At 61.2% G+C, this 19,734-nt stretch carries 21 protein-coding genes; 20 read left to right on the top strand and 1 reads right to left on the bottom strand.

Going from position 1 to position 19,734, the window contains the following annotated elements; translation table 11 throughout:
• Nucleotide 1: 1 nt before the first annotated feature.
• The 13 genes from fliJ (at nt 2) to flhB (ending at nt 10,146) form a co-directional block, all read left to right on the top strand.
• Entirely contained in the window at nt 2-454 is a 453-nt protein-coding gene (gene fliJ, locus GYM54_RS07300) for a flagellar export protein FliJ (RefSeq protein WP_131650091.1), read from the top strand.
• A gap of 144 nt (nt 455-598) precedes the next feature.
• Entirely contained in the window at nt 599-904 is a 306-nt protein-coding gene (locus GYM54_RS07295; RefSeq protein WP_181100843.1) for an STAS domain-containing protein, read from the top strand.
• Entirely contained in the window at nt 904-2,610 is a 1,707-nt protein-coding gene (locus GYM54_RS07290; protein ID WP_197446031.1) for a fused response regulator/phosphatase, read from the top strand. Before GYM54_RS07295 ends, GYM54_RS07290 begins: the two co-directional genes overlap by 1 nt.
• Before the next feature lie 29 nt (nt 2,611-2,639).
• A complete protein-coding gene (locus GYM54_RS07285; RefSeq protein WP_131650094.1) occupies nt 2,640-2,996 on the top strand; it encodes an Hpt domain-containing protein in 357 nt (118 codons plus the stop codon).
• A gap of 119 nt (nt 2,997-3,115) precedes the next feature.
• A complete protein-coding gene (locus GYM54_RS07280; RefSeq protein ID WP_197446030.1) occupies nt 3,116-4,354 on the top strand; it encodes a flagellar hook-length control protein FliK in 1,239 nt (412 codons plus the stop codon).
• A 301-nt stretch (nt 4,355-4,655) separates the two neighbouring features.
• The gene (gene fliL / locus GYM54_RS07275; RefSeq protein ID WP_181100846.1) at nt 4,656-5,186 is read left to right on the top strand and encodes a flagellar basal body-associated protein FliL; all 531 of its coding nucleotides are present in this window, start codon (nt 4,656-4,658) and stop codon (nt 5,184-5,186) included.
• A gap of 12 nt (nt 5,187-5,198) precedes the next feature.
• Entirely contained in the window at nt 5,199-6,170 is a 972-nt protein-coding gene (gene fliM, locus GYM54_RS07270; protein ID WP_197446029.1) for a flagellar motor switch protein FliM, read from the top strand.
• A gap of 39 nt (nt 6,171-6,209) precedes the next feature.
• Complete coding sequence (fliN, locus tag GYM54_RS07265; protein WP_131650098.1) at nt 6,210-6,677, top strand: flagellar motor switch protein FliN; 468 nt, start codon at nt 6,210-6,212, stop codon at nt 6,675-6,677.
• 1 nt (nt 6,678) lies between these two features.
• The gene (gene fliO / locus GYM54_RS07260; RefSeq protein WP_131650099.1) at nt 6,679-7,098 is read left to right on the top strand and encodes a flagellar biosynthetic protein FliO; all 420 of its coding nucleotides are present in this window, start codon (nt 6,679-6,681) and stop codon (nt 7,096-7,098) included.
• Nucleotides 7,098-7,874, top strand: coding sequence for a flagellar type III secretion system pore protein FliP (fliP, locus tag GYM54_RS07255; RefSeq protein ID WP_131650100.1), 777 nt, complete (start codon nt 7,098-7,100; stop codon nt 7,872-7,874). The genes fliO and fliP overlap by 1 nt, the downstream gene beginning before the upstream one ends.
• Before the next feature lie 16 nt (nt 7,875-7,890).
• A complete protein-coding gene (gene fliQ, locus GYM54_RS07250; protein ID WP_131650101.1) occupies nt 7,891-8,160 on the top strand; it encodes a flagellar biosynthesis protein FliQ in 270 nt (89 codons plus the stop codon).
• Nucleotides 8,161-8,193: 33 nt separating this feature from the next.
• Nucleotides 8,194-8,973, top strand: coding sequence for a flagellar biosynthetic protein FliR (gene fliR, locus GYM54_RS07245; RefSeq protein WP_131650102.1), 780 nt, complete (start codon nt 8,194-8,196; stop codon nt 8,971-8,973).
• Between the two features lie 36 nt (nt 8,974-9,009).
• A complete protein-coding gene (gene flhB, locus GYM54_RS07240) occupies nt 9,010-10,146 on the top strand; it encodes a flagellar biosynthesis protein FlhB (protein WP_131650103.1) in 1,137 nt (378 codons plus the stop codon).
• Between the two features lie 203 nt (nt 10,147-10,349).
• Here flhB and sodC read toward each other — a convergent pair whose 3' ends face one another.
• A complete protein-coding gene (gene sodC, locus GYM54_RS07235) occupies nt 10,350-10,871 on the bottom strand; it encodes a superoxide dismutase family protein (RefSeq protein ID WP_131650104.1) in 522 nt (173 codons plus the stop codon).
• Between the two features lie 266 nt (nt 10,872-11,137).
• Between sodC and flhA the strand changes: the two genes are divergently transcribed.
• The 7 genes from flhA to GYM54_RS07200 all read left to right on the top strand — a co-directional run bounded on the left by flhA (nt 11,138) and on the right by GYM54_RS07200 (nt 19,723).
• Nucleotides 11,138-13,258 (top strand): flagellar biosynthesis protein FlhA, encoded by a 2,121-nt coding sequence (gene flhA / locus GYM54_RS07230; RefSeq protein ID WP_131650105.1) that lies wholly within the window; start codon nt 11,138-11,140, stop codon nt 13,256-13,258.
• A 15-nt stretch (nt 13,259-13,273) separates the two neighbouring features.
• A complete protein-coding gene (flhF, locus tag GYM54_RS07225) occupies nt 13,274-14,554 on the top strand; it encodes a flagellar biosynthesis protein FlhF (RefSeq protein WP_181100852.1) in 1,281 nt (426 codons plus the stop codon).
• A gap of 91 nt (nt 14,555-14,645) precedes the next feature.
• Nucleotides 14,646-15,473, top strand: a complete 828-nt coding sequence (gene fleN, locus GYM54_RS07220; RefSeq protein WP_131650107.1) for a flagellar synthesis regulator FleN — start codon at nt 14,646-14,648, stop codon at nt 15,471-15,473.
• Nucleotides 15,470-16,216 (top strand): RNA polymerase sigma factor FliA, encoded by a 747-nt coding sequence (gene fliA / locus GYM54_RS07215; protein ID WP_197446038.1) that lies wholly within the window; start codon nt 15,470-15,472, stop codon nt 16,214-16,216. The genes fleN and fliA overlap by 4 nt, the downstream gene beginning before the upstream one ends.
• A gap of 115 nt (nt 16,217-16,331) precedes the next feature.
• Nucleotides 16,332-16,706, top strand: coding sequence for a chemotaxis response regulator CheY (locus tag GYM54_RS07210; protein WP_177493042.1), 375 nt, complete (start codon nt 16,332-16,334; stop codon nt 16,704-16,706).
• Between the two features lie 23 nt (nt 16,707-16,729).
• Entirely contained in the window at nt 16,730-17,524 is a 795-nt protein-coding gene (locus GYM54_RS07205; RefSeq protein ID WP_197446028.1) for a protein phosphatase CheZ, read from the top strand.
• A gap of 12 nt (nt 17,525-17,536) precedes the next feature.
• A complete protein-coding gene (locus GYM54_RS07200; protein WP_197446027.1) occupies nt 17,537-19,723 on the top strand; it encodes a chemotaxis protein CheA in 2,187 nt (728 codons plus the stop codon).
• Nucleotides 19,724-19,734: the final 11 nt, after the last annotated feature.

Below are 19,734 nucleotides of genomic sequence, written 5' to 3'. Positions count from 1 at the left end.
CTTGGCGACGAGTCGTGCCGCGCGGCTGGCGCCCGTGATCGACATGGCTGAACGGGCCGAGCGCGACGCCGCGGGGCAATTTGGACAGGGGCAAACCCAACTGTCCCAGGCCGAAACCAAGTTGGGCGAGCTGCGCCAGTACTTCAGCGACTACCAGCAGCAATGGATGAGCCAGGGCAGCCAGGGCGTATCCGGGCAATGGCTGGTCAATTATCAGCGGTTCCTTTCACAGCTCGAATCGGCCATCGCTCAGCAGCAGCGCAGTGTCGACTGGCATCGCAACAATCTCGACAAGCTCCGCGAGCAGTGGCAGCAGCGACGCGCACGGCTCGATGGGCTGCGCAAATTGGTCGATCGCTATATTCAGGAAGCGAGAACGGCGGCCGACAAGCGCGAGCAAAAGCTGCTCGACGAATTCTCGCAGCGGCTGGCAAGTCGGCCCAGACAGGATTGATGCTTGCTGTGCCGGGGTTTGGGTGCTAAATCTTCATCAGTTTGTTTACTGCAGTACGGCCAGCCCTAAAAGGCGCCGGCGGATGCGCCTCGTTCGTCCGGCAAAACACGGCTGCCACGTTTCCGCTTGGATCAGGAGTGCTACATGACCATCAGTTCACAGCTATCGGCAGATGGACAGGAGCTGACGATTACCATCCAGGGGCGCTTCGATTTCAATGCTCATCAAGCATTCCGCGATGCCTATCAGCGTGCTGATTGCACGCCCAAGCGCTACGTGATCGACCTCGCTGGCGCGACCTATCTCGACAGTTCGGCCCTCGGGATGTTGCTGCTGCTGCGCGATCACGCCGGCAGCGATAAGGCCGATATCCGCCTGATCAACTGCAACCCAGATGTGCGAAAGGTCCTTTCGGTATCCAATTTCGAACAACTGTTCGCGATAGCCTGATGCCTCGCCGGCTCTCCATACTCATCGCCGAGGATGGCGCGGCCGACCGCATGCTGCTGGCCGCCATCGTCGGTCGTCAGGGGCATCGTGTAACTACGGCGTCCAACGGTGCAGAAGCGGTCCGACTGTTCGAGAGCGAACGGCCACAACTGGTGCTGATGGACGCGCTGATGCCGGTGATGGACGGCTTCGAGGCCGCGCGGCAGATCAAACAGCTGGCCGGCAACGAGCTGGTGCCGATCATCTTTCTCACCTCGCTCACCGAGCACGAAGCGCTGGTGCGCTGCCTCGAAGCGGGGGGCGATGATTTTCTCGCCAAGCCCTACAACCCGGTCATCCTCGAAGCGAAGATCCAGGCCATGCATCGTCTGCGCAGGCTGCAGGCGACGGTGCTGGAGCAGCGTGATCTCATCGCGCGACGCAATCAGCAATTGCTCGACGAGCAACGCGCCGCCAAGGCGATCTTCGACAAGGTGGCGCATGCCGGTTGCCTGAGCGCACCCAACATCCGTTATCGACAGTCTCCGCGCGCGCTGTTCAATGGCGACCTGCTGCTTGCCGCGCATGCGCCTGCCGGCAGGATGTTCGTGCTGCTGGGAGACTTCACCGGCCATGGGCTGCCGGCCGCCATCGGTGCCATGCCGCTGGCCGAGACCTTTTACGGAATGACCGCCAAAGGCTATTCCAGCGGAGAGATCCTCTGCGAGCTCAACGCCAAGTTGAAGCTGATCCTGCCGGTGGAAATGTTCTGTTGTGCCGCCTTGCTGGATATCAACCTCAAGCAGGGCATGTTGCGCGTCTGGAACGGCGGGCTGCCGGATGGTTATCTGCTCAGGGCCGCGAAGGGCGAGCGGCTGCCGCTGCGCTCCAGGCATTTGCCGCTTGGCGTACTCGATGCGCTCCATTTCGATGACAGTCTCGAGACCTTGCCACTGGCGATCGGTGATCGCCTGCTGCTGATGTCCGATGGTGTGCTGGAGAGCACCAGTGCCGATGATGAATTGTTCGGCGAGCAGCGGCTGTTGGCGGTCATGGATGCCAACACCGAGCCCTCGACCTTGTTGGATGAAATTCAAGCCGCGCTGCATGATTTCCACGGTCAAATACTTGACGACCTGAGCCTCGTCGAAGTGAGCATGATCGAGGCGGAGGATGCCGTTGCGGCGCAATCGCCGGCTGTTTTCCCACTCGGCGCGCCAGAGTTGCGTGCGAGGGATTGGTCCGCCAGTTTCGAGCTGCGCCCCAGCAGCTTGCGCGAGTACAACCCACTGCCGATGACCATGCAGCTGCTGTTGCAGATAACACCCCTGCGCCACCGTGCCGGCGCGATTTACACGGTGCTGACCGAGCTTTATGCCAATGCGCTGGAGCATGGCGTGCTGCTGCTCGATTCCTCCATGAAGTGCGACGCCGACGGTTTTGCCAACTACTATCAGGAACGCCAGCGGCGACTGGGTGAGCTGACCGAAGGCTCAGTGTCCATCGAGCTGAGCGTCAAGTCCGAAGAGACCCGAGGCTATCTACGCATCGCGGTGCGCGACAGCGGACCGGGATTCGATGTGCAGCGGGCGCTGGACCAGCAGTACTGTGCCGGATGCCTGGGCGGGCGGGGGCTGCGGATGATTCGTCAGATGAGTGAACGCTTCTACTGGGAGCCGGACGGCAAGGTTCTGAATGTCGAGTTCCATTGGGCCGCTCATGCATAATTCGCTGCTTTCCAGCCAGGAGCCTATCGATGGTCGATCATCTCGACACTAGCGTGCTGGCGACCCTTCAAGAGGTGATGGAGGCGGAGTATCCGGTGCTACTGGATACCTTTCTGGTCGATTCGGAAGAGCGGCTGTGGTTGCTTCAGCAGGCCTGCCGCAGCGGTCAGGCGGAAAACCTGCGTCAGGCTGCCCACAGCTTCAAGGGCAGTTGCAGCAACATGGGCGCAGCGTTACTGGCGGATCTCTGTCGCCAGTTGGAAGAAGCGGCGCGGCTCGAACAGATCGACGAAGCCCCCCACTTGATCGAACGCATCGAGCGTGAATTTGCCATCGTACGGATTCTCTACCGAGCCGAACGCCAGCGCTACGGCGGGCTCGGCTGACTGGCGGGTGCATTGGCGTGTACCTTCGGTGGCCGGGCTACGGATACAGGCGTCTATAAAGCGTATGGCCTGGACTTTGCTTGAGTAAACGCAATGTCATCATCCTGAGCGGAAGACCCATGGCCGTTTCCCCCGATCTATTGCTCAACATCAAGGCTCCCACGGCTGTCGCAAAGGCAGCGGGCGCGTCCCCTCAGGCCGCCCGCCAGCCCAGTCGGGACGAGCCTTCCAGCTTCGCCAACGTCTACGCCAAGGAGCGCCAGCCCAAGCCGGTCGAACGTCAGGACTCTTCGGCAAAACCTGTCCGGGACAAGCCGGCTGGCGAAAAGCCGAGTCAGGAAACCGCCGAGGTTGGCGGCAGCGAAAAGCCGCCCGTGGCCGAAGCCGGCAATGAATTGCCTGCTGACGCCGAGATGGCCGATGACGCCCCGCAAGATGGCGAGGCCGAGCTCGATCCGTTGCTGTTGTTCGGCATGGGCGGGCAGGTGCCAGTCAGTGACGAATCGCTGGCCACGCAGCCGCCGACCGGCAGCGAGTTTCTGGCTGGGCTGGGGCTAACTCAGGCCGGCGTAGAGTCCGCTGAAGCAGAGGCCGAGCCGGCTATGGTGGGCACGCGCTCCCTGGATATCCAATCCGCTGCTCAGAAGAGTCCGTTCGCCAACGCCGTGATGCCGAATGAAGCCTCCGAGCAAACCCAGGAAACGCTCTCGGCGAGCCTGTTGGTGGGCGAGGAACTGACGGAAGAGTCCGACGAGCTCTCGCTGGAGGAAAGTTTCAGTGATCTGCTGGACAAGCTGGATGCCCCGAAGGAGAGCCGCACGAGCGCCACCGATATGGCGGCCAATCGGCTCAACCCGCTGACCCAGGCGATTGCACAGCAGACCCAGGCTCAGCAGGCGCAGCGGCTGACGATGGTGCCGGGCCAGCCGGTGCAGATGCAGCAGTCAGGCTGGAGCGAAGCGGTGGTCGACAGGGTGATGTGGTTGTCGAGTCAGAACCTCAAGTCCGCTGAGATTCAGCTCGATCCCGCCGAGTTGGGTCGTATGGAGATCCGTATCGACATGAACAAGGATCAGACTCAGACACAGGTCACGTTCCTCAGCCCTCACGCTGGCGTACGCGACGCATTGGAAGGGCAGATGCAGCGCCTGCGGGATATGTTCGCGCAGCAGGGCATGACCATGGATGTGAATGTTTCCGATCAGTCCAAGGGCTGGCAGGGCGACGGTAGCGAGTCGCGCAGCCGGAGCGTAGCCGGCGTATCGGCTACCGGGGATGAGGAAATCGTTGGCGGCACGCTTGAAGTCAGCACGAGCCGTTCCGGGGGCGATCGCGGTCTGGTGGATTACTACGCCTGAGTGCTTTGTGATTGACCTAGGGAGCCGGGCTCGCGCCCGGCCCAAGACGCTGCACACAAACGCCAGACCCGGAGGTCTGGCCTCCCACTAAAAAGTCCGTTGCCCTAGTCCTACGCCGACGCTGTTCGTCAGAGGCGCGCCCTTGCGGCGAACGCGGACTTCGCGCCAACTATTCGTCTACAAATCAGCGCGGGCTTGTTGCAGTCGTTTACGGCTCCGCGTCCCTGGCCGATACTGGCACAGCAGTTGCTCGTAGCGCTTCGTTGCGAGTGAAATCACCTTGTGATGACGGATATTTGGCATGGCTAAGAAACAGGGACCCCCAGACGTACCGAGCCCGGCGGCTACGAGCGGTGGCAAAGGCAAGCTCAAGCTGATTGTCCTGATCGTACTCGGCCTGCTGCTGGCGGTCGGATTGTCGATCGGCGGCACGTTCTACTTCATGAGTCGGGGCGATACTGAAGCACAGCCGGAAGCCGCTTCGGATACGCCGACTGCACCGCTGCGTCAGCCAGCGATCTACGAAGTGTTGGCGCCGGCATTCATCGTCAATTTTTCCAACACCGGTGGCCGGCAGCGTTACATGCAGGTTAGCGTGGCGCTGATGTCGCGTGATCAGGCGGCACTCGACGCGCTGAAGGAACACATGCCGCTGTTGCGCAATCAACTGGTCATGCTGTTTTCCAGTCAGGAGTTCGCCAGCCTGGCTACACCGGTCGGGCAGGAGATGCTTCGGCAGCAGGCCACAGCCAGCGTTCAGGAGCTGGCACAGAAGGAAATCGGCAAACTTGCCATCGAGCAAGTGCTGTTCACCAACTTCGTATTGCAATAGGGGTCGTTGTAGATGGCTGTTCAAGACCTGCTTTCGCAAGACGAGATCGATGCGCTCCTGCATGGAGTCGACGACGGTCTGGTCGATACCGAAAGCGATTCCGAACCGGGCAGCATCAAGAGTTACGACCTGACCAGCCAGGACCGCATCGTCCGCGGGCGCATGCCCACGCTGGAGATGGTCAACGAGCGTTTTGCCCGCTACACCCGCATCAGTATGTTCAACCTGCTGCGCCGCTCGGCCGATGTGTCGGTCGGTGGCGTGCAGGTAATGAAATTCGGCGAGTACGTGCATTCGCTGTACGTACCGACCAGCCTCAATCTAGTGAAGATCAAGCCGTTGCGCGGCACATCCCTGTTCATCCTCGACGCCAAGCTGGTGTTCAAGCTGGTGGACAACTTCTTCGGCGGCGACGGGCGCCACGCCAAGATCGAGGGGCGCGAATTCACGCCGACCGAGTTGCGCGTCGTGCGCATGGTGCTGGATCAGGCCTTCGTCGATCTGAAGGAAGCATGGCATGCGGTGCTCGACGTCAACTTCGAATACGTGCATTCGGAGGTGAACCCGGCGCTGGCCAACATCGTCAGCCCGAGCGAAGTGGTGGTGGTGTCGACCTTTCATATCGAGCTCGAAAGCGGCGGTGGCGACTTCCATGTGACCATGCCGTACTCGATGATCGAGCCGATCCGCGAAATGCTCGATGCCGGTTTCCAGTCGGATGTCAGCGATCAGGACGAGCGCTGGGTCAACGCCTTGCGCGAAGACGTCCTCGACGTGAACGTGCCGCTCAGCGCGACGGTGGTGCGGCGTCAGCTGAAGCTGCGCGACATTCTCAACATGCAGCCGGGCGATGTGATTCCGGTGGAAATGCCGGATGACATGATCATGCGCGCCAACGGCATGCCCGCCTTCAAGGTCAAGCTCGGCGCGCACAAGGGCAATCTGGCCCTGCAGGTGCTCGAGTCCGTATTGCGGCCACGTTGATAGCTTTCAATTCATTTACCAGCCGGTCGAGGACTAACGATGGCAGACGAACACGAAAACACTTCCGCCGAAGAGCAGGCGCTGGCCGATGAATGGGCATCGGCGCTGGCCGAGGCGGGCGATGCCAACCAGGACGATATCGATGCGCTGCTGAATCAGGGGCCGGCCACCGCGCCGGCACCGCCACGTGCGCCATTGGAGGAGTTTGGCAGCGGTCCGAAGTCGGCCGCAACGGCCGGTCTCGACGGCCCGAACCTGGACGTGATCCTCGATATTCCGGTTTCCATCTCCATGGAAGTCGGCAGCACCGAGATCAGCATTCGCAATCTACTGCAGCTCAACCAGGGCTCGGTGGTGGAGCTCGACCGCCTGGCCGGCGAGCCGCTGGACGTGCTGGTCAACGGCACGCTGATCGCCCACGGCGAAGTAGTGGTGGTGAATGAGAAGTTCGGCATTCGTCTGACTGACGTGATCAGTCCAAGCGAACGCATCAAGAAGTTGCGCTGAGATGAAAGCCCTGGTTTTCCTTTCGCTCGCGCTGGCATTGCCGGCAATGGCCGCCGAACCCGCGGCAAGCATGAGCAGCACGGGCATGGGCACGCAGATGACCAAGCTGCTGTTCGGCCTGTTGCTGGTGATCGGGCTGATCTTTCTGCTTGCCTGGCTGCTGCGTCGGATGCAACAGATCAATCCGCGCAGCAACCAAGCCATCAAGCTGATCTCCAGCCACGCCCTTGGGCCACGCGAGCGCCTGGTGCTGGTACAGGTCGGTAGCGAGCAGGTACTGCTCGGCCTGAGTGCCGGGCGCATTACGCCGCTGCATGTACTGGAAGAGCCGGTTCATCTGCCGGATGCGGAGCCGGCAAACCCCGAATTTGCCCAGCGCCTGATGGAATTGCTCGGCCGGGATCAGAAGGACAAACCCTGATGCTTCGATTGTTGCTGGCGGTCCTGCTGGTATTGGCCGCTCCTTTTGCTGTGGGGCAGGATGCCGGCGGTCTGATTACCCAGGGCGATAACCCGCTGTCGATCCCGGCCATCACGTTGAGCACCGACGCCGAGGGGCAGCAGGAATATTCGGTCAGCCTGCAGATTCTGCTGATCATGACGGCGCTGAGCTTCATTCCGGCGTTCGTCATGCTGATGACCAGCTTCACGCGGATCATCATCGTCTTTTCCATTCTGCGTCAGGCGTTGGGCCTGCAACAGACGCCCTCGAACCAGATCCTCGTCGGCCTGACGATCTTTTTGACACTGTTCATCATGGCGCCGGTGTTCGAACGGATAAACAACGAGGCGGTGCAACCCTATCTGAACGAGCAATTATCCGCGCAGGATGCGATCGCTCGGGCTGAGGTGCCGCTGAAGAACTTCATGCTCGCGCAAACCCGCGAAAGCGATCTCGAGTTGTTCGTACGGCTTTCGCGGCGCACCGACATCCAGTCGCCGGATGCCGCTCCCCTGACGATTCTGGTACCGGCATTCGTGACTTCCGAGCTGAAAACCGCGTTCCAGATTGGCTTCATGATCTTCATTCCGTTTCTGATCATCGACATGGTGGTGGCCAGCGTACTGATGGCGATGGGCATGATGATGCTGTCGCCACTGATCATCTCGTTGCCGTTCAAGATCATGCTGTTCGTGCTGATTGACGGCTGGGGTTTGATCATCGGCACGCTCGCCGGCAGTTTCGGCACGCTTTAGCGCGAGGAAGACGCCCATGACACCCGAAGTTGCGGTGGATCTGTTTCGCGAAGGCTTGTGGATGACGGCCATGATCGTCGGTGTGCTGGTGGTCCCGAGTCTGCTGGTGGGGCTGGTGGTGGCGATGTTCCAGGCCGCCACGCAGATTAACGAACAGACGCTGAGCTTTCTGCCGCGCCTGCTGGTGATGCTGCTGACGTTGATCTGGGCCGGGCCCTGGCTGGTCAGGGAACTGATGGAGTACACCCAAGGCTTGATTCAGAACATTCCATTGATCATCGGCTAGTCGTGATGATCACCGCCCGCATGGTGCGCCCCGATGCTTGAACTCAGCGATGCGCAGATCGGCGCCTGGGTCGGGCAGTTCCTGCTGCCGCTGTTTCGCATCGCGGCGCTGCTGATGAGCATGCCGATCATCGGTACCCAGCTGGTGCCGATGCGGGTGCGGCTTTACCTGGCGCTCGCCATTTCGATCGTGTTGGTTCCCGGGTTGCCGCCAGTGCCGGTGGTGGAGGCGCTGAGCGCGCAGGCATTGGTGCTGATTGCCGAACAGATTTTGATCGGGGTGATGCTGGGCTTCGTGCTGCAGTTGTTTTTTCAGCTGTTCATCGTCTCGGGGCAGCTGCTCGCTATGCAGATGGGGCTGGGTTTCGCGTCGATGGTCGACCCGGCCAATGGTGTTTCGGTGCCGGTGATCGGCCAATTCTTCAACATGCTGGTGATCCTGCTGTTCCTGGCGATGAACGGCCACTTGGTCGTGCTGGAAATCCTCACCGAAAGCTTCACCACTCTGCCGATCGGCGGCTGGCTGGTCGGCACCAATCATTTCTGGGAAGTGGCGGGCAAACTGGGCTGGGTGCTGGGGGCCGGACTGCTGCTGGTGTTGCCGGCGATTACCGCGCTGCTGGTGGTGAATCTGGCCTTCGGTCTGATGACGCGCGCCGCGCCGCAGTTGAACATCTTTTCGATCGGTTTTCCGCTGACCTTGGTGCTCGGCCTGATCGTGGTCTGGATCGGCATGGCCGATATCCTCGCGCAGTACCAGACTTTCGTCAGCGAGGCGTTAGGCATGCTTCGCGAACTGATCGGACTACGCTGATGCCAATGTCTTGTTCACAGCTGCCGGAGGCCGCGCATGGCTGAGAGCGAAAGCGGTGCCGATAAAAGCGAGGAACCCACGGAGAAACGCCTCCGTGAATCCCGCGAAAAAGGTCAGCTCGCCCGTTCCCGTGAACTGAGCACCGTCGCGGTGACGCTAGGTGGCATCGGCGGTTTGCTGGCCTCTGGCGGCAGCCTGGCCGGTAGCCTGATGGCCATGATGCAAAGCAATTTCGAGCTCAGCCGCGAAACGCTGCTGGATGAGAGCGCCATGGTGCAACTGCTGATGAGCAGCGGGATGATTGCGCTGGAGGCCATCATGCCGCTGCTGATCGTGCTGCTGATCGTGTCCATTATCGGGCCGATCTCGTTGGGCGGCTGGTTGTTCTCGGGTAAGGCGATGGCGCCCAAGTTCAGCCGCATGAACCCCGGCCCCGGTCTGAAACGGATGTTCTCGACCAAGGCGCTGGTCGAGCTGCTGAAGGCGCTGGGCAAGTTTCTCGTGGTGTTGCTGGTGGCACTGGCGGTGCTCAACGCCTATCAGGACGACCTGCTGTCCATCGCCAAACAGCCGTTGGATCTGGCCATCATGCACAGCGCCGAGGTGGTGGGCTGGTGCGCGCTGTGGATGGCCTGCGGTCTGATCCTGATTGCCGCGGTGGACGTGCCGTTTCAGCTCTGGGACAACAAGCAGAAGCTGATGATGACCAAGCAGGAAGTGCGCGACGAGTACAAGGACAGCGAAGGCAAACCCGAAGTCAAATCGCGGATACGCCAGCTGCAGCGCGATGCCGCTCAGCGCCGGATGATGCAGGCGGTGCCGGAAGCCGATGTGGTCATCACCAACCCGACCCACTTCGCTGTGGCGCTGAAATACGACGGCGACAAAGGCGGGGCGCCGATGCTGGTGGCCAAGGGCGGCGATTTCGTGGCCTTGAAGATTCGCGAGATCGCCAACGAGCATCAGGTGACGGTACTCGAATCTCCGGCACTGGCGCGGGCGGTGTACTACTCCACGGAACTTGACCAGGAAATCCCGGCGGGGCTCTATCTGGCCGTGGCGCAGGTATTGGCGTACGTCTATCAGCTACGCCAGTACCGTTCCGGCAAGGGCAAACGGCCGGATCCGCTGGGCAATCTGCCGATTCCGCCAGATCTGCGAAGGGATGAATGAGTGGCCCGAAAGCTGCGTTCGAGTTTGAACCTTCGTAGTTGTCGTAGGGTGGGCTTCAGCCCACCGCAGGAAGGTAGCTCGAATCTGGTGGGCCGGGCGGCGCTCCGCTTCAGCCCACCGCCACCGCCACCGCCACCGCAGCACTGTAGCCTGGGTCTGGAGGGCTAAAGCCCACCCTACGTGCTACGTACTTCCAGCTGCTCTTACTCAATCACCCCGCAGGCAACCCGAGCGCCGCCGCCGCCAAGCGGCTGTGGATGGTCGGAATGGTTGTCGCCACCCTTGTGGACCATCAGCGCCAGGCCTTTGATGTCGCCAAGGCTTTTCAGGCGGGGCGCGAGAACCGGCTGGCTGGCGTTGCCGGCACCGTCGACCATCAGCGCCGGAAGATCGCCCATATGGCCGTCGCCCCAGGGCTCGCCATGCTTGCCGGTGTTCTGCGGATCCCAATGACCACCTGCTGCGCCTGCCGCGACGGCTTCGCCGTCCTTGTCGGCCGGCCCGCAATCGCCTTTTGCGTGAATATGGAAACCATGGGCGCCGGATTCCAGGCCCGACAGTTCGGGACGGAATACCAGCCCGTACTGGCTGCTTTCGATCTTGACGGTGCCGACGGATTCGCCAACGCCTTGGGCGGTCACGGCCTTGACCGGTACGCTGAGGGTTTCGGCATGCAGGCCCATGGCCGTGCAGCCGGCAAGCGCCGCGATAATCCACTGTTTCATGGCAAAACTCCTGGTAGGTGAATAAAGCGGCAGGGCCGCCAGTCGCAGCACCGTCAGCCACGCTTCGGGCTGGCGACGATGCTAGGAGTGAGACTGCCCAGTCCCCGGTCGGTTCGAATACCGCTATGCCAGTCGGCATCGTCCTGGACGGTGCGCGCCGCCCGAACCGAACTCAGTGGTCTTGAGCAAGTTGGACTCCTTCTTGCTATAGCCTCGGCAGGGCGCGCTTCGCGTCAATTCTTTGGTCTGCTTTGCCGGGGTCTACATTGGATCGCACGCAACTCATCAACATTCGCAATGGCCTGGCGGGCGCAGGTCGCGGCAACCTTGGCGTGCCGCTGCTGCTGCTTGTGATGATGGGCATGATGATGCTGTCGGTGCCGCCGTTCCTGCTGGATCTGCTGTTCACCTTCAACATCGCGCTGTCCATCGTCGTGCTGCTGGTCAGTGTCTATGCGCTGAGGCCGCTTGATTTTGCGGTGTTCCCGACGATCCTGCTGGTCGCCACGTTGATGCGATTGGCGCTGAACGTGGCCTCGACTCGGGTGGTGTTGATCAATGGCCACGAGGGTGGCTCCGCAGCCGGACACGTGATCGAGGCCTTCGGCAACGTGGTGATCGGCGGCAACTACGTGGTCGGTATCGTCGTCTTCGCGATCCTGATGATTATCAACTTCGTGGTGGTCACCAAGGGCGCCGGGCGGATTTCCGAGGTGAGCGCGCGCTTTACCCTCGACGCGATGCCTGGCAAGCAGATGGCGATCGACGCTGACCTCAACGCCGGACTCATCGACCAGGCCGAAGCCAAAAAGCGCCGCGTCGAAGTGGCTTCCGAGGCGGATTTCTATGGCTCGATGGACGGTGCCAGCAAGTTCGTGCGTGGCGACGCCATCGCCGGCCTGCTGATTCTGTTCATCAACCTCATCGGCGGCGTCGGCATCGGTATGGCGCAGCACGGCATGAGCTTCAGCGAGGCGGGTCAGGTTTACGCCTTGCTGACCATTGGTGACGGCCTCGTCGCGCAGATCCCTTCGCTGCTGCTATCGACCGCAGCCGCCATCATGGTGACTCGCGTGACCAGCTCCGAGGACATGGGCCAGCAAGTCAACCGGCAGATGTTCGCCTCGCCCAAGGCGCTGGCGGTGTCCGCCGGCATCATGATTGCCATGGGTTTGGTGCCAGGCATGCCGCATATGTCTTTTCTCGGTCTCGGCGCGGTTGCCGCGGGCGGTGCTTACTGGATCTGGCATCGCCAGAAGCAGGTCAAGCAGCAAACCGAGCAGGAAGAGCAGAAGCAGTTGGAAACGCTGCCTGCGCAGCGCGCGGCAGAAACCAAGGAACTGGGTTGGGATGATGTGACGCCTGTCGATATGGTCGGCCTGGAGGTGGGTTACCGGCTGATTCCGCTGGTCGATCGCAACCAGGGTGGGCAGCTGTTGGCGCGAATCAAGGGCGTACGCAAGAAGCTCTCGCAGGATCTCGGCTTCCTGATGCCCTCGGTGCATATCCGCGACAACCTCGATCTGTTGCCCAACGCCTATCGTTTGACGCTGATGGGGGTGAGCCTGGCCGAAGCCGAGGTCTATCCGGATCGCGAGCTGGCGATCAATCCGGGGCAGGTTTTCGGGCCGCTCAACGGCATCGCCGCCAAAGACCCGGCGTTCGGCCTGGAGGCGGTGTGGATCGAGCCCGGCCAGCGCGATCAGGCGCAGTCGCTCGGTTACACCGTGGTCGATGCTAGCACCGTGGTTGCGACTCACCTGAACCAGGTCCTGCACAAGCATGCCCACGAGTTGCTGGGTCATGAAGAAGTGCAGCAACTGATGCAGTTGCTGGCCAAGAGCTCGCCAAAGCTCGCCGAAGAGCTGGTGCCTGGGATGATTTCCCTGTCCACCTTGCTCAAGGTGTTGCAGGCGCTGCTGCAGGAGCAGGTGCCGGTACGCGACATTCGCACCATTGCCGAGGCCATCGCCAACGTCGCCGTCAAGAGTCAAGATCCCGCCGCCATGGTGGCTGCCGTGCGGGTCGCGCTCTCCCGCGCAATTGTGCAGAACGTTGTAGGGCTTGAGCCGCAGCTGCCTGTGATCACGCTTGAGCCCAGGTTGGAACAGATATTGCTCAACAGTCTGCAGAAGGCTGGTCAGGGCTCCGAAGATGGCATTCTTCTGGAGCCCGGAATGGCCGAAAAATTGCAGCGTTCCCTGGTAGAGGCGGCACAGCGTCAGGAAATGTTGGGTAAGCCGGCGATTCTGCTGGTGGCGGGTCCGGTCCGCGCGATGCTGTCGCGCTTCGCCCGGCTCGCGGTACCGAACATCCATGTCCTCGCCTACCAGGAAATACCGGATAACAAGCAGGTCACCATCGTTTCGACGGTGGGTCAGAATTAATCGAGGGTACAGGCCATGCAGGTCAAACGTTTCTTCGCAGCCGACATGCGTATCGCCATGAAGATGATTCGTGACGAGCTGGGCGCCGATGCCGTGATCACGGGCAACCGTCGTGTCGCTGGCGGCGTCGAGCTGACGGCCATGCTTGATTACCCGATGGAGCCCGCTGCGCCCAAGAAGCCGAACGCGGCCCTGGAAGCCGAGCTGCGCAAAACCCAGGCCCGTATCGCCAGCGCCCATGCCGAGCTGAGCGCGCCGTCGCGCAGTGCCGCTGGCCAGGATCGTCAACTGCTTGACGAGAAGCCGACAGCGGTCGCTCAGCCGAAGCCGGTCGCTGCTCCGGCAGCGGCTGACTCGCGTGCGATGGAAGCCATGCAGTCCGAGCTTCAGGGGCTGCGTGAGCTGATCGAAATGCAGCTCGGCTCGATTGCCTGGGGCCACGAGCAGAACCGCCGTCCGCAGCAGGCCAATCTCTGGCGCCGGCTGCAACGTATCGGCCTGCCCGCCGACCTGTCGCGCGCCTTGCTGGAAAAGGTTGCGAATGTGTCCGAGCCGCGCCAGGCCTGGCGAATGGTGCTGGCGCACCTGGCCCAGGCGGTCAAGGTCACCAAGGTCGAGCCGCTGGAAGAGGGCGGCATCATTGCGCTGGTCGGTCCGGCCGGTGCCGGCAAGACCACCACGCTGGCGAAACTCGCGGCGCGCTACGTGCTCAAGCACGGCGCCCAGAGCATCGCCCTGGCGAGCATGGATAACTTCCGCATCGGTGCGCAGGAGCAGCTGAAGACCCTGGGCCGCATCCTCGACGTGCCGGTCATTCAGATCGATCCCAGCCAGCCGCTGAGCAAGTCACTGGAGCCGCTGGCCCGCAAGCGCCTGATCCTTATCGATACCGCAGGGCTGCCGGCCAATGATCCGATGATGCGCGCGCAACTCGATACCTTGGCCGACCGCGGTATCAAATCGAAGAACTACCTGGTGCTGCCGGCGACCAGCCAGAGCCAGGTGCTCAAGGCGACCTGGCATCACTATCGCCGTTGTGGGCTGGCCGGCTGCATTCTGACTAAACTTGATGAAGCCGGTAGCCTGGGTGACGTGCTCGGCCTCACCATTAGCCAGCATCTGCCGATCGCGTACCTCACCGATGGGCCGCGCATCCCCGACGATCTGCAACTGCCGCGCAGTCATCAGCTGGTCAGTCGCGCGGTGAGCCTGCAATCGGAGGAGAATCCCAGCGAGGAAACCATGGCCGACATGTTCTCCGGTCTGTACAACGGTTCTTCACGGAAGGTCGGATGAACGCTTTGCTCCGTGATACACACAAAGAAGACGCGTTCGGGCTGAACGCATCGAAGGCCCAAGGGCTCAAGCAAGATATAGGCGTGTGAAAATGGGTATGCATCCCGTACAGGTTATTGCAGTTACCGGCGGCAAGGGTGGCGTCGGCAAGACCAACGTGTCGGTCAATCTGGCGCTGGCGCTGGCCGATCTTGGTCGTCGGGTGGTGCTGCTCGATGCCGACCTTGGCTTGGCCAACGTCGACGTACTGCTGGGTTTGACCGCCAAGCGAACGCTGGCCGATGTCATTGCGGGCGAATGCGACCTGCGTGACGTATTGATTCAGGGGCCGGGTGGCATCCGCGTCGTGCCCGCGGCATCCGGCACGCAAAGCATGGTGCAGCTGTCTACACTGCAGCATTCAGGACTGATCCAGGCGTTCAGCGATCTCGGCAACGATATCGACGTGCTGATCATCGACACCGCGGCAGGCATTGGCGACGGTGTCGTGAGTTTCGTTCGGGCCGCGCAGGAGATTTTGCTGGTGGTGACCGACGAGCCTACTTCGATCACCGACGCTTACGCGTTGATCAAGCTGCTCAATCGTGACTATGGCATCAGCCGTTTCCGTGTGTTGGCGAACATGGCACACGCGCCCCAGGAGGGCCGCAACCTGTTCGCCAAGCTGAGCAAGGTGACCGAGCGGTTCCTCGATGTAGCGTTGCAATACGTCGGCGCGGTTCCGTACGACGAGGCGGTACGCAAGGCGGTACAGAAACAGCGCGCCGTTTATGAGGCCTATCCGCGAGCCAAATGCTCGCTGGCGATCAAGGCCATTGCGCAGAAGGTGGATACCTGGCCATTGCCGGCGACGCCGCGGGGCCATTTGGAGTTCTTTGTGGAGCGCCTCGTCAGGCCCGCCACAGAGCCTAACGACTGACCGCGGCTGGACTCGTTATGTATTACAGCAAAGCTCAGGCAAAAGACTCGCAATACCAACTCATCGATCAGTACGCGCCGTTGGTCAAGCGCATCGCCTATCACCTGCTGGCGCGCTTGCCGGCCAGTGTGCAGGTCGATGACCTGATGCAGGCCGGCATGATCGGCTTGCTCGAGGCGTCGAAGAAGTATGACGCCGGAAAAGGTGCGAGTTTCGAGACCTACGCCGGTATCCGCATCCGCGGCGCAATGCTCGACGAGGTCCGCAAGGGCGACTGGGCGCCGCGTTCGGTGCACCGCAATTCACGCATGGTCAGCGAAGCGATCCGGGCGATCGAAGCCAGAACCGGTCGCGATGCTAAAGATCAGGACGTTGCGGCCGAACTTAAATTGAGTCTCGATGAGTACTACGGCATTCTGGGCGACACTCTGGGCAGCCGCTTGTTCAGCTTCGATGATTTGCTGCAGGAAGGTGAGCACGGGGAGTTTGGAGAGGATGCCGCCAGCGCCCATCCGGAGCCGTCCCGCGATCTTGAAGACGAGCGTTTTCAGCAGGCGCTGGCCGAGGCCATCGGCAACCTGCCCGAGCGTGAAAAGCTGGTGCTTTCGCTGTATTACGACGAAGAATTGAATTTGAAGGAAATCGGCCAGGTGCTAGGGGTCAGCGAATCGCGAGTGAGCCAGTTGCACAGTCAGTGCGCGGCGCGCCTGCGGGCTCGCCTTGGCGAGTGGCGCGGGCGCTGATCGATTCGCAAAAAAGCACTATAGGCCGCTTACGAGCTTCATTCATGAGGCCCGCAACAGACCGTGAGCAGGTTCTGGGGATTCGGGATTTACGGAGGTTTACTTGGACAAGAATATGAAAATCCTCATCGTCGATGATTTCTCGACCATGAGACGGATCATCAAGAACCTCTTGCGCGATCTGGGCTTTACCAACACTGCCGAGGCAGATGACGGCACCACCGCGCTGCCGATGCTCAAGAGCGGCGGCTTCGATTTCCTCGTCACTGACTGGAACATGCCCGGCATGAGCGGCATCGATCTGCTGCGTGCCGTCCGTGCCGACGAGCGCCTGAAGCATCTGCCCGTATTGATGGTCACCGCCGAGGCGAAACGCGACCAGATCATCGAGGCCGCGCAGGCGGGCGTAAACGGTTATGTGGTCAAGCCATTCACGGCTCAAGTGCTCAAAGAGAAGATCGAAAAGATCTTCGAGCGCGTCAACGGCTGAAGCAGTAACGCCGCGAGGGCACTATGACGCAAGCAGACCAAAGCCTGGCGGAGTTCGAAGCGACTCTGAAGGCTCACGCACCCCAACTGATCGAGAGTTTGCAGCAGGGCCGCTTCGACGAAGCGGCACAGATGTTCAACGAGCTCAATCAGGCCCGTAATAACGGGCTTTACCAGGAAGTCGGCAAGCTGACCCGCGAGCTGCATAACGCCATCGTCAAGCTCGAGATGGATACCTGCGCTACGGGCGGCGATCCGTCACCCATCACCGACGCCACCGATCGTCTTTCCTATGTCGTGGAAATGACCGAAAAGGCCGCCAACCGCACCATGGATCTGGTCGAGGAGTCGGCGCCGCTGGTGAACTACGTCAGTTACGAAGCGCAAAGCCTGGTCGCCGACTGGCAGCGCTTCATGCGCAGAGATATGAACGCCGAGGAGTTTCGGGAGCTGGTTCGCCGCATTGACCAGTATCTGCAACGCTCCCTGAGCGACAGCAGCCAGCTGTCGCAGAATCTCAGTGAAATCATGTTGGCGCAGGATTTCCAGGACTTGACCGGTCAGGTGATCAAGCGGGTGACCCGGCTGATCACTGAGCTCGAAAGCAACCTGCTCAATCTCGTGTTGATGGCCGGCCAAGTCGACCGCGTAGCGGGCATTCAGCATGACCGCGAAGCGATGCGCGTCGAGCAGGAAAAGAAAAAACAAGAAAAAGAGCCTTCCAATGGTGAAGGTCCGCAGATGCATGCCGATATACGTGAGGATGTCGTATCCGGGCAGGACGATGTCGATGATCTGCTTTCGAGCCTGGGCTTTTAGGGGAAGGTGAATATGAGCTTCGACGCCGATGAAGAAATCCTCCAGGACTTCCTGGTAGAGGCCGGCGAGATTCTCGAACTATTGTCAGAGCAGCTGGTGGAGCTGGAAAGCAGCCCCGATGACACCGCCTTGCTCAATGCGATTTTTCGCGGTTTCCATACGGTAAAAGGCGGTGCCGGCTTTCTCCAGCTACATGAGCTGGTCGAGTGCTGTCATATTGCTGAAAACGTCTTCGACATCCTGCGCAAGGGTGAGCGTCGCGTCGACTCGGAATTGATGGATGTCGTGCTGCAGGCATTGGATTCCGTCAATGAAATGTTTGCCCAGGTTAGAGAGCGCACCACGGTAACCCCGGCGACTCCAGAACTGCTGGCGGCGCTGACGCGTCTGGCCGAACCGGCCGGGGACGAGCCGGTCGTCGAGACCCTTGTCGAGCCCGAGCCCGAGCCCGAAGCCGCGACGGCGGACAACGAATTCGAGCAGTTCCTTGGCGCGCTGGAAAATTCCGCCGAGGCCTCGACCGCAAGCGTCAGCGATGAGATCACTGACGACGAATTCGAATCCTTGCTTGATCAGCTTCATGGCAAAGGCCAGTTTGCGGCGGAGCCCATTCCGGCATCGGCCGCACCGCTCGCTGAAGCGCCTGTCAGCGACGAGATTACCGACGACGAATTCGAGGCGTTGCTCGACCAGCTGCACGGCAAGGGTCACTTCTCCGAGCCGGCTTCTGCTGCGCCTGCGCCGCCTGTCGAGGCGAACAAGCCTGCTGCAGCAGGGGGTGATGAAATCACCGACGACGAGTTCGAAGCCCTGCTGGACCAGTTGCACGGCAAAGGTAAGTTCGAACCCGAAGCGGCGCCCGTAATTCCAACACCTGCTCCGGCCGCTCCTGTCGCCGCTGCATCCTCTGCAAAGAAAAGCGCGCCCGCGAAATCCGCGCCTGCGGCAGCGCCAGGCAAAGCCGCCGCTGCTCCGGCCAAAACGGACACGGCAGCCAAAGCTGCCCCTGCACCCGAAAAGCCGGCGAGCGAAGCCGAGACTACTGTGCGGGTCGATACCGCGCGGCTCGATGAAATCATGAACATGGTCGGCGAGCTGGTGCTGGTGCGTAACCGTCTGGTGCGCCTGGGCTCCAATAGCGGCGACGAAGCCATGGCCAAGGCCGTATCCAATCTGGATGTGGTGACCGCCGATCTGCAAAGTGCCGTGATGAAAACGCGCATGCAGCCAATCAAGAAGGTCTTCGGGCGCTTTCCGCGACTGGTTCGGGATCTGGCCCGCAGCCTCAAAAAAGAGATCAACCTGGAACTGGTCGGTGAAGAAACCGATCTGGACAAGAACCTCGTCGAAGCACTGGCCGATCCGCTGGTGCACTTGGTGCGCAACGCCGTCGACCACGGTATCGAGACGCCGGAGGAGCGCGAAGCAGCCGGCAAGCCTCGCACCGGCAAGGTCGTGCTGTCGGCCGAGCAGGAAGGCGACCACATCCTGCTACTTATCACCGACGATGGCAAAGGAATGGACGCCGAGGTTCTGCGTGCCAAGGCGGTCGAGAAAGGCTTGCTGGACAAGGATGCGGCCGACCGCCTGAACGACCTGGAATGCTACAACCTGATCTTCGCACCGGGCTTCTCTACCAAATCGGAGATCTCCGACGTGTCCGGCCGCGGTGTCGGCATGGACGTGGTCAAGACCAAGATTTCCCAGCTCAACGGCACGGTCAACGTGTTTTCCGCCAAGGGCCAGGGCTCGCGTGTGGTCATCAAGGTACCGTTGACGCTGGCGATCATGCCCACGCTCATGGTGATGCTCGGCAACCAGGCGTTCGCGTTCCCGCTGGTGAGTGTCAACGAGATATTCCACCTTGATCTGTCCCGCACCAACGTGGTGGACGGCCAGGAAGTGGTGATCGTGCGCGACAAGGCGCTGCCGCTGTTCTACCTCAAACGCTGGTTGGTGCGTGGTGCCGAGCAGGAGGAGCAGCGCGAGGGCCATGTGGTGATTCTGAACGTCGGCAATCAGAGCATCGGCTTCGTCGTCGATCAGCTGGTGGGCCAGGAGGAAGTAGTCATCAAGCCGTTGGGCAAGATGCTGCAGGGCACACCGGGCATGTCCGGCGCGACCATCACCGGCGATGGCCGCATCGCCTTGATCCTCGATGTTCCGAGCATGCTCAAGCGCTACGCGCGCCGGATCTGATCGGTTCGCAG

This window comes from Pseudomonas sp. MTM4, assembly GCF_019355055.1.
Taxonomy (GTDB): domain Bacteria; phylum Pseudomonadota; class Gammaproteobacteria; order Pseudomonadales; family Pseudomonadaceae; genus Stutzerimonas.
Note: the sequence above shows the minus strand (reverse complement) of the source record. Positions and strands in the feature narration are given on the sequence as shown.